We start from the raw sequence: 12,675 nt of genomic DNA, 5'->3' as shown, positions 1-12,675 counted from the left end.
ATTTTTTAGGAGGGGGCAGGGGGTGGTCAGAGCGAAACCATAACAAGATTACTATCTAGGAGAGGACTGGGCAAAACAAGAGTTGAATGAAATGCTCATACCTGTAAATGACATTGCCTTAGTACAAATCATTAAATTTTTTGACGAATGCGCGTTAGTTTTTTAGCAGTACCACTCTTTGTAGTAAGTATTCTTGGCGGATGGTCGGCGCAGGGGCAAACCATGGCCAAGGACGAACTGACGTATCTGACGGCCGAATGGAAAGGGGAGCGGTTTCCGGATGGGCGCCCCAAGGTCTCGGACGACCTGATTCAGCGGTCCAAAAAGATCGGCATCGAAGAAGCCTGGACCGTGCTCCGGAACGAGGGATACACTTGTCAGTTTGAACGGGGTTGGAAAATCATTCATGACGATCAGCCCATTGCCGGTCGGGCAGTTACAGCCATGTTCATGCCTAGCCGTCCTGACGTGGAGAAAGCCATCAAGGAGCGGGGTGTGAAGCAGGGCCGTACTGGTAACACCAACGCCTGGCCAATTGACCAGCTGACCAAAGGGGATGTATACGTGGCGGATTGCTTCGGTAAACTGACCGACGGTACACTGATTGGTGACAACCTGGGAAATTCAATCTATGCCAAATCGGGCAACGGCGTTGTGTTCGACGCAGCGGCCCGGGATCTGGAAGGTTTGAAGCAAATTAATGGCTTCAACGCCTATGTACGCGACTGGGACCCGTCGTATCTGAAAGACGTGGTTCTGATGGGCCTCAATACGCCCATCCGCATCGGGCAGGCTATCGTTATGCCCGGTGATCTGGTGCTGGCTCGGAGTCAGGGGGTAATTTTCATCCCGGCGCACCTGGCCGAAAAAGTGATCGTGACCGCCGAGTTTATTGCGCTGCGGGACAAGTTTGGCCATGCTATGCTGAAGTCGGGAAAATACACCACGGGGCAGATTGACAATCAATGGACCGAACCGATTCGCAACGATTTTCTGGCTTGGTTAAAAAACAATCCGGGCGAAATCCCCATGACACGGGATCAACTGGATGCTTACATGAAAAACCGGACCTGGTAAACAGGCCCTACTTCCTAAACCCTGAAACGTAATAATGTACAAAGTAGCATTGGGCGTTGCCGCTGCCGGTTTTCTGGTGGCGCTCGGCATGGCATTGATGGGGCAGATCGCCCTGGCTGGCCCGGCTTTCATCGGTGCCTTCCTGGCCCTGGCGGTCGGTTTCCGCGGCTTCGACAGCCTGAAAGGGTTTGCCTACACCATCATGATCTTCGCGGCCGTGACGACGGCGCTGTATTACCCGCAGTACTTCGTGTCGGCTGGTTCGTTTAAATTCAGTACGTTGATTACTCCGCTGATTCAGTTGATCATGTTCGGCATGGGTACGTCGATGGGTGTCGAGGATTTCGTGGGGGTCGTCAAGATGCCGAAGGGCGTCGTGATTGGCGTAGTCAGTCACTTTCTGATCATGCCCGCTGTGGGTTTTGCTATTGCGAACATGAGTGGGTTCGAGCCCGAAATCGCGGCTGGAATTATCCTGATCGGCTGCTCACCGAACGGGATGGCCTCGAACGTGATTTCGTACCTGGCAAAAGCTAACCTGGCGCTGTCCATTACGATCACCGCGTTCTCGACCATGCTGGCACCGTTCGTAACCCCCCTGTTGATGAAGTTCTACGCCGGGGCGCTGGTCGATATTGAGGTGCTGGACATGATGTGGGACATCACCAAAATGGTCATCATTCCCATTGGAGCGGGTTTGCTGTTCAACAGGTTCCTGAGCGGCAAGGCCAAATGGCTGGACGATGCCATGCCACTGGTATCGATGTTCGGTATTGGTTTTATCATCGTTATCATCACCGCTGCCGGTCGAGAAAGCCTGTTGAACATCGGCCCTGCGCTGATTCTACTGGTATTGCTGCACAACCTGACCGGCTACTTCTTGGGCTATTGGTCGGGCCGTCTGTTCAAAATGAGCGAGCGCGATTGTCGAACTATGGCTATCGAGGTCGGCATGCAGAACGGTGGTCTGGCGTCGGGTCTAGCCAAAGAAATGGGGAAAATTGCGACGGTTGGCTTAGCTCCGGCCGTTTTTGGGCCACTTATGAACATTACCGGTTCTATCTTAGCGTCCTGGTGGCACCGTCGAGTGCCGAAGGAAGAAAACCCGGAAACGCAACCGTCAGTGGTTGAGCGGGTGTAAAATAGGAATTAAAACAAGCGTATGAAACGTAACGAGTTCATCGGTAAGGGGCTGTCCGTCATGGTGACAGCCTCCTTGCTTTCTGGTAGTTTGGGGCTCACAGCTGCCGTCGGTCCTCAGGCTGACGACTTATTTAAGGCCAGCGTGTTTACGCCGGTCAACAGTTTTACCAAAGGCGTTGAGGGTCCCGCCGTTGATAAAAAAGGTACGATCTACGCCGTTAATTTTGCCAAAGAAGGTACGATCGGACAGATAACCCCAGCGGGACAGAGCAGCCTTTTTGTCGAACTGCCCGAAGGCAGCGTTGGCAATGGCATTCGCTTCAACAGGAAAGGGGAGATGTTCATCGCGGATTATCCGAAGCACAACATCCTGAAAGTAGATATGACTACCAAAGCGGTGAGTGTGTTTGCCCACGAGTCGCGCATGAACCAGCCTAACGACATAGCGATCGATGATAGTGACCGGCTCTATGCCAGCGATCCGAACTGGAAAGAAAACACAGGTAACCTCTGGCGTATCGACCCGGACGGAAAAGTAACCCTGCTGGAAGCCAACATGGGTACGACGAACGGCGTGGAGGTAAGCCCCGACAACAAGCACCTATACGTGAATGAATCTGTTCAGCGGAAGGTCTGGGTCTACGATCTGAAAAATGGCCAGCTCAGCAACAAGCGCATCCTGCTCGAATTCCCTGATTTCGGTATGGACGGCATGCGTTGTGATAAGAAGGGGAATCTCTACATTGCCCGACACGGCAAGGGCGTCGTTGCCATTGTTTCGCCAGATGGTAAGGTACTCCGCGAGGTTGCACTGACCGGGAAGTTACCATCCAACGTAACGTTTGGCGGCAAAGACAACCGGACAGTGTACGTAACGCTACAGGACCAGGGCAATCTGGAAAGCTTCCGCACCGATACGCCCGGTCGTCAATAAGTATTCGGTATAAACTCATCGAACCACCATGCAGACCGTTCCAACTCCTGCCGATCCGCTAACCAAACCAGCTTCGTTCACCATGCGGGTTGGGGCCATCGATGTCCTTCGCGGGCTGACGATGGTGCTGATGATCTTCGTCAACGATCTGTGGTCGCTGACGGATATTCCAGCCTGGCTGGAGCACGTAGGACGGGGGGTAGATGGTATAGGATTAGCCGATATCGTCTTTCCGGCTTTTCTGTTTATCGTTGGTCTGTCACTGCCCTTTGCAATGCAGGCGCGACGGGCGAAGGGCGACAGCAATGGTCAACTGGTGAAGCATGTCCTTTGCCGAACAATGGGCTTGCTGACGATGGGAGTGTTTCTGGTAAATGGCGAGTCCATCAACGAAGTAGCCACGGGTATGCCGCGTCACGCCTGGAATGTACTGGCCTGTATCTGCTTCATCCTGATCTGGAATATTTATCCCAAAACGATGCCCTCCTGGCTGATCAATACGTTGAAAGGACTGGGTATTAGTATCCTGGTAGCGATGGCATTGGTGTACCGGGGCGAAGGCGAACCAGTTTCCCGCTTCGCAACGCACTGGTGGGGTATTCTGGGGCTCATTGGCTGGTCGTACTTGGCGGCAGCCTTGGTTACAGTCTTTGCGCATGACCGGCTTGGCATACTGATCGTTGCCTGGGTAGCTTTTGCGCTGCTTAGCATGGCCGATCAGGCGCACCTGCTGCCTGACGCGATTTCGTTTATTCCCAGCGCCATCCGTGGGGGAACACTGGCAGGACTGAGTATGGGGGGAGTTGTTATCGGAACGCTCTTTCTGTACTACCGCCGTCTGGGCGACAACCGAAAAATGACACTGGTTTTCGTTGCGATCTCAGCAGGCTTGATCGGCCTCTCTATCCTGACCCGGCCGTATGGGGGCTTGTCTAAATTAGGTGCCACACCGGCTTGGCTGTTCTTGTGCAGCGCCTTTACTATTCTGGCATTTCTGATTGTCTACTGGCTGGTGGACGTGTACGGCAAAAAAGACTGGTTTACCCTAATCAAACCCGCCGGAACCGACACGTTGCTCTGCTACCTGATGCCCTACTTCGCCTACGCACTGACGACGGCATTAGCTTTTCACTTGCCCGCTATGCTGTTGACGGGTGGAATCGGGTTGCTCCAGTCGTTTCTGTTTGCCTTACTCTGCGTCTGGGTGGCCGGGCGCCTGAGCAAACTGGGCGTTCGATTGAAATTATAACGGTTGCCTTCAGCAACGTTATTTATTGAAAGGATAACCACGCGCAACGGTCAAGACATTAATCTGCAACTTTCCTTCATTAGCCATGTCTCGGATATCCGATCAATCGTTCCGGCTTATTGGGATAACGAACGATAGTCCGACGAGTCAGGATGGAGGCTTACTTGATTCCTTACTGGCGAATGGGCTGGATTATCTCTACTGGCGTAATCCCCACGCCGAAGCACCTTTGCCGCCGGTAGCCTCGACGTATCGAAGTCAGTGTCTGATTGCTGCACCCTCGCCGGGATTAGTAGAGGCACCGTTCCGATGGCATCTCAAAGAAATGGATCGTCAGCTACTGGCCGCGGTTGACGATCAACCCAGCCAGAAAACATTCTCGACCAGCATTCATCAGCTTGGTGAGTGGCCGGAACTGGCCGGGCGGGTCAAAGTGGTCTTTTACAGCCCGTTATTTTCCAGCATCAGCAAACCTGGCTATGGCCCTACCGTTAGCCTGGATACGATTGCCCGACAGGTCGGCGCGATGCGGCAGCAATACACAGCCCTGCCTTTGCTGATCGGGTTGGGGGGAATTACGGCCGATACCGTCTCCCAGGTTCGGCAGGCTGGGTTCGACGGCGCAGCCTTGATGGGCGCTCTATGGCAAACGCCTGATCCGGTAGCTGCCCTCCAGAAGATAAGGGAATCAATCTACCTTTAAGCGACGCACGGCGTTCAGCCCTCCCCGCAAGTTTATCACCTGCCTGTAACCGCACTGGTGCAGAAAGTCGACCGCCTGCTGGCTACGTCCCCCCGACTGACAATGCACAACGACCTGTCTATCGGTTGGAATTAGTGCTGGATTATGTAACAGCGTAGCCAGTGGAATCAACGTGCCGCCCAGATTATCCCGCTCGTATTCGTCGGGCTCCCGAACGTCGATCAGTAATGGAGCGTCCGGCCGGGCGAGCCAGTCTGTCAGCAGGGCCGCGTCCAGTTCAGTTACGTCGGGCGCTGTAGAGCAAAAGCGATCCGGTTCGGGTAGTGATTGAATCGCTTTGTTCGTTGGGTCGGCGGTGAACACAAACGTATTGAACGAAAACGTAAGCGCGTTGAAAACTAGGAGGGTCCCACTCAGTAACTCACCGATACCTGTAATCAGCTTGATTACCTCATTGGCCATCAGACAACCCGTAATACCCGGCAGAACGCCCAATACGCCCACTTCGCCACAGGTGTCCAGATCGCTGGGTTCGGGATACAGGCATCGGTAGGTAGGCCCATCCTGATAATTGAACACGCTAACCTGTCCGTCGAATTTGTAGATCGACCCGAACACCAGTGGCTTACCCAGCAGTACGCAGGCGTCGTTGACCAGGTAGCGGGTTGCGAAATTATCTGACCCGTCGACGACCAGATCATACGCTTGCATGATTGACAACGCGTTCATCCGATCAAGAAAAAGGGGATGCGCTATGACTTGGATATGCGGGTTTTGCCGGGACAGTAGCCGGGCGGCTACCTCAGCTTTGTGCTGACCAACGTGCTCTGGTGAGAAAAGAATCTGCCGATGCAGGTTGCTTTCCTCCACTACATCGCCGTCGATAATACCCAGTATACCAACGCCAGCCGCTGTCAGATACTGCGCTACCGGGCAGCCCAGTCCACCGGCTCCCACTAGTAGAACACGGGCCTGTTTCAGTCGTTGTTGCCCCGCCAGTCCAACCTCTGGCAACCGGATGTGCCGACTGTAGCGGTTCAATTCCTGTTCCGTCATGCGCGTAAAAATGTTTTATCCCAGTCTTTCCAGACGGGTTCGTAACCCTGCCGCCGGATAATATCTGCCATTTCAGCCGGGCTGCGTTCGTCCGAGATGGCGAACTGTTCGAGCGATTGCGGCTCCACGACGTAACCGCCGGGATTGGTTTTGGAGCCCGCACTCAGGCTGGTAATACCCAGTTTCAGGACATGATCGCGGAAACGGGGCGTTTCGCGGGTCGAGAGAGAAAGTTCTACCTCTTCATTGAATAGCCGGTAGGCACAAATGAGTTGCACCAGATCGCGGTCGCTCATGCACCGTTCGAACGATTTGGCCGTGATCGTGTCGTTCTGAAGCAGGTCGATGGGTCGTAGTCGGGGGAATGAGATGCTGTAGCGCGTCTGCCAGTACGTTCGTTCGAGGTAGTGCAGGTGGGCCGCCGTGAAAAAGCTGTCGGTGCGCCAGTCTTCCAGCCCTAGTAGTGCACCCAGTCCAATTTTGTGAATGCCCGCCCGGCCCAGCCGATCCGGGGTGTCGAGCCGGTAGGCAAAGTTTGATTTTTTGCCTTTGGGGTGATGGTTGCGGTACGTGGCCTGGTGATATGTCTCCTGGTAGACCAATACGGTAGTCAACCCTTCGGTGATAAGTTCTTCATACTCCGGCTGATCCAGCGGCTGAACCTCCATCGAGACATGGGCAAAAAGGGACTGCAGCAGCCGGATGGCATTTTTCAGGTATGGTACTCCCACCGTCTGATTCGCTTCGCCCGTTACCAGCAACACGTGCTCGTAGCCCATCTGGCGGATGGCATCGGCTTCGCGCAGAATCTCGTCGTCCGTTAGCGTCCGTCGGCGGATTTTGTTGTCCAGACTAAAGGCGCAGTAGGTGCAGATATTCTGGCATTCGTTCGAGAGGTACAGGGGCGCGTACAACTGAATGGTGCGCCCAAAGCGCTGTTGAGTTAGCTGGTGACTGAGCTGGGCCATTGGCTCCAGGTACGCCTGAGCCGCCGGGGAGATCAGCGCTTTGAAATCGTCCAGCGTGCGCTGGGAACGGGCCAGCGCCTGCTCCACCTGCCGGGGCGTAGTGGCGTAAATATCACGTAGTACGGCATCCCAGTCGTGGTGGTCAAACCAGGTCGGATTGTTCATAGATCGTCCAGAAAAGCGGTTAACGGACTGCTGGCCTGAGCGTGGGCGACCGGGCGGGCCAGTCGAGCTTCATAAGCCAGCCGACCGGCATCAACGGCCAGCCGGAAAGCCGTTGCCATTCGGATGGGGTCATCGGCGACGGCCAGTGCGGTGTTGACCAGTACGGCGTCGGCACCCAATTCCATAGCGGCAGCCGCGTGGGAAGGAGCCCCCAGGCCAGCGTCGACTACAACGGGAACCCGGCTCTGTTCGATGATGATTTCCAGGAAATCCAGCGTGCGTAATCCTTTGCTGGTACCAATGGGCGCGCCGAGGGGCATAACGGATGCTACGCCTACTTCTTCCAGTCGCTTACATAAAACCGGGTCGGCGTGAATGTAGGGCAGGACCACAAATCCCAGTTTGACAAGCTCTTCGGCGGCTTTCAATGTCTCGACGGGATCAGGAAGAAGATATTTCGGGTCGGGGTGAATTTCGAGTTTCAGCCAGTTTGTTTCCAGCGCTTCGCGGGCCATCTGAGCCGCAAAGATGGCCTCGCGCGCGGTCCGGACGCCGGACGTATTGGGTAGCAGCTTAAACTGAGGGTGAGCGAGACGAGCCAGCAGGTCGTCCTGTTGGTCGTGCGCATCAATACGTTTCAGCGCGACGGTAACCAGCTCCGTACCCGACGCCAGCAGGGCGTCTTCCATCTGCTGCGCCGAACCAAACTTACCCGTTCCGGTAAACAGGCGGGACGAAAATGAATGCCCCGCAATAACGAGAGGCTGGGTGTCAGGGCTGTTCATTGGCTGTTGTTCTAGTGCGTTTTAGCATGAAATACTGGTAAAATAGCCGGGCTTCCTCGACAGGGGTAGCCGCGTTGCTGATGGCGGAGGAAACCGCTATGCCGTGCAAACCCGTTTGAAGCAATGCCGGGATGTCGGCCAGCGTAATGCCGCCAATAGCGATGATGGGCAGACGGAAACTTTCAGAACGTAACGCCGACAGGATAGACTGGTAGCCGACCAGGCCCAGAATCGGGCTTAGTTTTTCTTTTGTACTCGTGAACCGAAATGGCCCCAGACCGACGTAATCCGCGCCGTTCTGCTGGTGTCGGCGCATGTCGTCCAGCGTGTTGGCGGTACCGCCAATGATGAAATCGTTGCCTAGTAGCAGCCGGGCTTCCGGAACGGGCGTGTCGTCCTGGCCCAGGTGAACCCCGTCGGCACCGATCTCAGCCGCCAGTTGGGGGTTGTCATTGATGATAAGCCGGGCATTGTAGGTCTGGCAGACGGCCAGCGTGTCCTGCGCCAAGTTCTTCCAGTCGGCGTAGGGTCGGTTCTTGACCCGGAGCTGAATCCAGTCGACGCCCGCCCGGCAGGCTACTGCTGCCTGCTCGGGTCGGGTGACGAGGTAGTGTAAGGGACTAATTGTCATAAATACAGTTGGTTACCTTGCTCGGCAAATTCTTTCGCTTTTGTCTGCATTGCCTGATCGAGGACGTCTTCACCCGCCAGCCCGTGCTGTTCGGCGTAGTCGCGTACATCCTGCGTAATCTTCATCGAACAGAAATTCGGACCGCACATTGAGCAGAAATGTGCCGTTTTGGCTCCCTCGGCGGGTAAGGTTTCGTCGTGGAATTCCCGGGCTGTGTCGGGATCGAGCGAGAGGTTAAACTGGTCTTCCCACCGAAACTCGAAGCGGGCTTTGCTCAAAGCGTTGTCACGGTACTGCGCCCCCGGATGGCCTTTGGCGAGGTCGGCCGCGTGGGCCGCAATCTTGTAGGTAATCACCCCGTCCTTTACGTCTTTCTTGTTGGGTAACCCCAGGTGTTCCTTGGGCGTAACGTAACAGAGCATGGCCGTTCCGAACCAGCCAATCATGGCCGCGCCAATACCCGACGTAATGTGGTCGTATCCGGGAGCAATATCCGTCGTCAGTGGGCCGAGCGTGTAGAACGGGGCTTCGTCACACTCGCGCAACTGCTTGTCCATGTTCTCTTTAATGAGGTGCATGGGTACGTGACCCGGCCCTTCGATCATCACCTGTACGTCGTGTTTCCAGGCAATTTTGGTTAGCTCACCCAGCGTTTCTAGTTCCGCGAACTGAGCAGCATCGTTGGCGTCGGCAATGGAGCCAGGTCGAAGTCCGTCACCCAGCGAGAACGATACGTCGTAGGCTTTCATGATCGCGCAGATGTCTTCGAAATGCGTGTACAGGAAGTTTTCTTTGTGGTGAGCCAGGCACCATTTCGCCATGATGCTGCCCCCCCGCGAGACGATACCCGTGACGCGCCGGGCCGTCAGCGGAATGTAGCGCAGCAGCACGCCCGCATGGATAGTAAAGTAGTCGACGCCTTGTTCGGCCTGTTCGATCAGCGTATCGCGGAACAGTTCCCAGGTCAGCGCTTCGGCTTTGCCGTTCACCTTCTCCAGCGCCTGGTAGATGGGGACCGTACCAACGGGAACCGGACAGTTGCGAATGATCCATTCCCGGGTTTCGTGAATATTCTTACCCGTCGACAGATCCATCAGCGTATCGCCACCCCAGCGGCAGCTCCAGACGGCTTTCTCTACTTCTTCCTCGATGCTCGACGACACCACCGAGTTACCGATATTGGTATTGATCTTGACCAGAAAATTGCGGCCGATGATCATGGGTTCAGCTTCGGGATGATTGATGTTGGCCGGAATAATGGCTCGCCCGGCAGCTAATTCCTGTCGTACAAATTCGGGTGTGATGTGCCCTTTAGGGGTGTTAGCCCCAAAACTATTACCCGGATGCTGGTGCAACAGTGCCGACTGCGAACGGGGTAGTTGCTCATTCAGAGAGTCGATGCGCTGATTTTCCCGGATGGCGATGTACTCCATTTCGGGCGTAATGATCCCTTGCCGGGCGTAGTGCAGCTGCGTTACGTTTTGTCCGGCGCGGGCCCGGTAGGGATGACGGATGTGCGCAAACCGCAGGGCATCCAGGCTCTGGTCGGCCAGGCGCTGGTTGCAGTAGTCCGACGAAAAAGCCGGTAGCTGCTCGACGTCGCCCCGGCCCGTGATCCACGATTCGCGCAGGCGGGGCAGACCCTGTTCCAGATCGATGGCTACGTCCGGGTCCGTGTAGGGTCCGCTGGTGTCGTAAACCGTTACGGGTGCGTTCGGCTGGCGGGCTTTGTCCAACCCTACGTGCGATACCGTGTCGGATAGGTTGATTTCGCGCATGGCAACGCGAATGTCGTGCAGCTGGCCGGACACGTAAATTTTGCGCGAACCGGTCAGTGGCTGGCGCGTGATCGATTGCTGCGTCGGCAGCGACTGGGTGTTTGGGGTTGTGCTCATCCTCCCTGAGTTGCTTGTAAAACCGTGATTTTTTCGTTGCCGGATAAAGAAAACTGCTCCCAGGTAGCGCGGGGAACAATAACGTTGTTGACAGCAACCGCGATTCCCTTTTTCTGGGACAAGGCGAGTTGGGTCAGCAGGCTCCCCAGCGAGGCCGAGGGCAACGTCTCAACGAGTTGGTTGTTGACGGATACGGTCATAATCGTGCGTTAAGGGCTAAACGCAGCGCCGATAGGAGAGACCGCAGCAGAATAAATTGGGAGAAATAGGCAGAAAAAAGGCCGAACGCGTATTCGAATGTCTGGCCTGGACGATGTCCCGGAATCCGGTCGTGTTTATACCACAACCCTGTCAGACTAATGTATGAATACGCTACTGAAAACGACCTGTATTCTCGCTTTTCCCTCCGCAGGTATTATCCTGTTCAGGTTCAAAGGGTGATGTCTCAGCCCGTCCGGGCACCCCTAAAGCTTCGCTGTTTAGCAGCGTAAAGGTAGAAAACTTTTTGACTTAAGCAGCTGTACTTAAGTAGTCAATACGGTGTTAACTAAATCGTTTATTGTTTTCTTCTCAAGTGTTACCCTTGTAGGGTGACACGCGTTAGTGAATCTGTCTTGATTTGTTGCTGTTTACCCCCCCGGCCCCCTCCTAAAAAAGAAGGGGGATACACAGAAGTAACCTTTTTTAACTCCCCCACCTGTTTTAGGAGGGGTTGGGGGTGGTAAACAGCAAAATTCCTGCGAAAGGAACCCTTGAGAAGAGGACACTAGTGCGCTAAGCAGAACTAATATAAACTCTGGCAAAGCAGAGGTTTATAGTTCCTTGACAAACAAGGGGATCTGCTTTACCAGAGTTTTTCACTTATAGCTACCATTCACTAGTAGCTCGCCGTCTTCGGAGACCGAATAACTTTCTACGTTTTCGTATTCTTTTACTTCGTACTTGTCGTCGGCGTCAAGGTTATATTTTTGCTTGAACAGATCTTCCGCCTGCTGCCGGGTTTGATCAACGAAGACCGCAAAATACTGGTATGGCTCTTTCTGGTAGGTAATCAGAACAACGGGGCTGGGGCTGGTTAAATAAGCCGCGGTTTGGTTTTGCATGATTGCGGTTGGTGAACGTTAATTGATCAGAAAACGACCAGCTAGCGCCCTTTGTTTAGGCTATCTGCATACGTGAGGCTGCGGAAGAAAACGCTGCGTTTGCGTACTCCTATTTCATGTGCCCCAGCTCACGTAACGCCTTGACCCACTGACTGTACCCCGCGCCGAGGAGGTGCAGGCCATCGTTAGTGTAACGAGCATCGAGCTTACCGGTGCTGTCGGCCAGGTACGGATGCAGGTCGACGTAGGTTTGACCGTTTTCGCTGGCTAACTGCCGGAGCGCGTCGTTAAGCGCTTTAATATGGGCCTCTTTGCCCTGATGGCGCTTGAACTGTGGGAATGTATCGTTCGTTGGAAAAACGCTTTGCAGGTAGATACGGGTACGCGGAGAGTCCTGGCGAATCTGTTGAACGATCTGGCGGTAATTTCGGATAATGGCTTCGTCTGGAATCCCACGGGCCAGGTCGTTGATGCCGATCAACAGGAAAATCTTGGCGGGTTTCGAGGCCGTTACTTCACCCAGGCGCGCCAGCACACCGTAGGAAAGGTCACCCGAGATACCCCGGTTTTTGATGTGATGATCGTCGAATAGCTCGGCCCATTCGCCAAAATCACTGATGCTGTTACCCAGAAAAATGATTTCCTTTTTGGTGTTGGGCAGACTTTCAAACAGAGTTCGCTTCTGTTCGTAGAATGTGCTCCGGAACGTAGTGTCGGGGGCGGTTGTCTGACCAAACGAGGTAGTTGTTGCCAGTAAGCTGGTAAGGAAAAGAAAGCCGCAATTGAGCCGAACACAGGAACGTAATGTCAGATGCATAGGAATAGGGGAGAATGGCTGCAAAATAAGGCAGATTGCCCGTACGGCTACTGACTTTTTTCGCCGACTACGTTAGGCCGACTGTCGACCGCCAGTATATTTACGAAAGCGTGTACAACGAGTCTTACGTTGATTACCAACCAACGAGT

13 protein-coding genes and 1 riboswitch are annotated in these 12,675 nt (G+C 54.6%); of the genes, 5 read left to right on the top strand and 8 right to left on the bottom strand.

The window, feature by feature from the left end; genetic code table 11:
• The first annotated feature begins 147 nt into the window (after positions 1 to 147).
• The 5 genes from ACYVAD_RS25575 to ACYVAD_RS25555 all read left to right on the top strand — a co-directional run bounded on the left by ACYVAD_RS25575 (position 148) and on the right by ACYVAD_RS25555 (position 5,106).
• Positions 148 to 1,077 carry an RraA family protein gene (locus ACYVAD_RS25575; RefSeq protein WP_461142398.1) on the top strand — a complete coding sequence of 310 codons (930 nt, stop codon included), beginning with the start codon at positions 148 to 150 and terminating at the stop codon, positions 1,075 to 1,077.
• A 34-nt stretch (positions 1,078 to 1,111) separates the two neighbouring features.
• On the top strand, positions 1,112 to 2,218 hold the full coding sequence (locus ACYVAD_RS25570; protein WP_461142397.1) for a bile acid:sodium symporter family protein: 1,107 nt from the start codon (positions 1,112 to 1,114) through the stop codon (positions 2,216 to 2,218).
• 21 nt (positions 2,219 to 2,239) lie between these two features.
• Entirely contained in the window at positions 2,240 to 3,154 is a 915-nt protein-coding gene (locus ACYVAD_RS25565; protein ID WP_461142396.1) for an SMP-30/gluconolactonase/LRE family protein, read from the top strand.
• Positions 3,155 to 3,182: 28 nt separating this feature from the next.
• On the top strand, positions 3,183 to 4,403 hold the full coding sequence (locus ACYVAD_RS25560) for a DUF5009 domain-containing protein (protein WP_461142395.1): 1,221 nt from the start codon (positions 3,183 to 3,185) through the stop codon (positions 4,401 to 4,403).
• A gap of 85 nt (positions 4,404 to 4,488) precedes the next feature.
• On the top strand, positions 4,489 to 5,106 hold the full coding sequence (locus ACYVAD_RS25555) for a thiamine phosphate synthase (RefSeq protein ID WP_461142394.1): 618 nt from the start codon (positions 4,489 to 4,491) through the stop codon (positions 5,104 to 5,106).
• Here the strand turns inward: ACYVAD_RS25555 and moeB are convergent.
• From moeB to ACYVAD_RS25515, 8 genes are all read right to left on the bottom strand, one after another.
• Positions 5,092 to 6,162, bottom strand: a complete 1,071-nt coding sequence (gene moeB, locus ACYVAD_RS25550) for a molybdopterin-synthase adenylyltransferase MoeB (protein WP_461142393.1) — start codon at positions 6,160 to 6,162, stop codon at positions 5,092 to 5,094. The two genes, ACYVAD_RS25555 and moeB, sit on opposite strands and share 15 nt — an antisense overlap.
• Positions 6,159 to 7,295, bottom strand: coding sequence for a 2-iminoacetate synthase ThiH (thiH, locus tag ACYVAD_RS25545; protein WP_461142392.1), 1,137 nt, complete (start codon positions 7,293 to 7,295; stop codon positions 6,159 to 6,161). The genes moeB and thiH overlap by 4 nt, the downstream gene beginning before the upstream one ends.
• The gene (locus ACYVAD_RS25540; RefSeq protein WP_461142391.1) at positions 7,292 to 8,080 is read right to left on the bottom strand and encodes a thiazole synthase; all 789 of its coding nucleotides are present in this window, start codon (positions 8,078 to 8,080) and stop codon (positions 7,292 to 7,294) included. Before ACYVAD_RS25540 ends, thiH begins: the two co-directional genes overlap by 4 nt.
• Complete coding sequence (locus tag ACYVAD_RS25535; RefSeq protein ID WP_461142390.1) at positions 8,067 to 8,711, bottom strand: thiamine phosphate synthase; 645 nt, start codon at positions 8,709 to 8,711, stop codon at positions 8,067 to 8,069. The genes ACYVAD_RS25540 and ACYVAD_RS25535 overlap by 14 nt, the downstream gene beginning before the upstream one ends.
• Positions 8,708 to 10,606, bottom strand: a complete 1,899-nt coding sequence (gene thiC / locus ACYVAD_RS25530) for a phosphomethylpyrimidine synthase ThiC (protein WP_461142389.1) — start codon at positions 10,604 to 10,606, stop codon at positions 8,708 to 8,710. The genes ACYVAD_RS25535 and thiC overlap by 4 nt, the downstream gene beginning before the upstream one ends.
• Positions 10,603 to 10,806: a sulfur carrier protein ThiS gene (gene thiS, locus ACYVAD_RS25525; protein ID WP_461142388.1), complete on the bottom strand. Its 204-nt coding sequence runs from the start codon at positions 10,804 to 10,806 to the stop codon at positions 10,603 to 10,605. The genes thiC and thiS overlap by 4 nt, the downstream gene beginning before the upstream one ends.
• A 184-nt stretch (positions 10,807 to 10,990) precedes the next feature.
• A riboswitch (TPP riboswitch) is annotated at positions 10,991 to 11,082 on the bottom strand.
• A gap of 381 nt (positions 11,083 to 11,463) precedes the next feature.
• Positions 11,464 to 11,709 (bottom strand): hypothetical protein, encoded by a 246-nt coding sequence (locus tag ACYVAD_RS25520; RefSeq protein WP_461142387.1) that lies wholly within the window; start codon positions 11,707 to 11,709, stop codon positions 11,464 to 11,466.
• Positions 11,710 to 11,818: 109 nt separating this feature from the next.
• Positions 11,819 to 12,526 carry an SGNH/GDSL hydrolase family protein gene (locus ACYVAD_RS25515; protein WP_461142386.1) on the bottom strand — a complete coding sequence of 236 codons (708 nt, stop codon included), beginning with the start codon at positions 12,524 to 12,526 and terminating at the stop codon, positions 11,819 to 11,821.
• Between the last annotated feature and the right edge of the window lie 149 nt (positions 12,527 to 12,675).

This window comes from Spirosoma pomorum, assembly GCF_054776615.1.
Note: the sequence above shows the minus strand (reverse complement) of the source record. Positions and strands in the feature narration are given on the sequence as shown.

Coding starts and splice junctions, on each gene's coding strand:
- ACYVAD_RS25520 (WP_461142387.1), bottom strand. CDS start 11,709: ATGCAAAACCAAACCGCGGCTTATTTAACCAGCCCCAGCCCCGTTGTT.
- thiS (WP_461142388.1), bottom strand. CDS start 10,806: ATGACCGTATCCGTCAACAACCAACTCGTTGAGACGTTGCCCTCGGCC.
- ACYVAD_RS25535 (WP_461142390.1), bottom strand. CDS start 8,711: ATGACAATTAGTCCCTTACACTACCTCGTCACCCGACCCGAGCAGGCA.
- moeB (WP_461142393.1), bottom strand. CDS start 6,162: ATGACGGAACAGGAATTGAACCGCTACAGTCGGCACATCCGGTTGCCA.
- thiH (WP_461142392.1), bottom strand. CDS start 7,295: ATGAACAATCCGACCTGGTTTGACCACCACGACTGGGATGCCGTACTA.
- ACYVAD_RS25565 (WP_461142396.1), top strand. CDS start 2,240: ATGAAACGTAACGAGTTCATCGGTAAGGGGCTGTCCGTCATGGTGACA.
- thiC (WP_461142389.1), bottom strand. CDS start 10,606: ATGAGCACAACCCCAAACACCCAGTCGCTGCCGACGCAGCAATCGATC.
- ACYVAD_RS25555 (WP_461142394.1), top strand. CDS start 4,489: ATGTCTCGGATATCCGATCAATCGTTCCGGCTTATTGGGATAACGAAC.
- ACYVAD_RS25575 (WP_461142398.1), top strand. CDS start 148: ATGCGCGTTAGTTTTTTAGCAGTACCACTCTTTGTAGTAAGTATTCTT.
- ACYVAD_RS25540 (WP_461142391.1), bottom strand. CDS start 8,080: ATGAACAGCCCTGACACCCAGCCTCTCGTTATTGCGGGGCATTCATTT.
- ACYVAD_RS25570 (WP_461142397.1), top strand. CDS start 1,112: ATGTACAAAGTAGCATTGGGCGTTGCCGCTGCCGGTTTTCTGGTGGCG.
- ACYVAD_RS25515 (WP_461142386.1), bottom strand. CDS start 12,526: ATGCATCTGACATTACGTTCCTGTGTTCGGCTCAATTGCGGCTTTCTT.
- ACYVAD_RS25560 (WP_461142395.1), top strand. CDS start 3,183: ATGCAGACCGTTCCAACTCCTGCCGATCCGCTAACCAAACCAGCTTCG.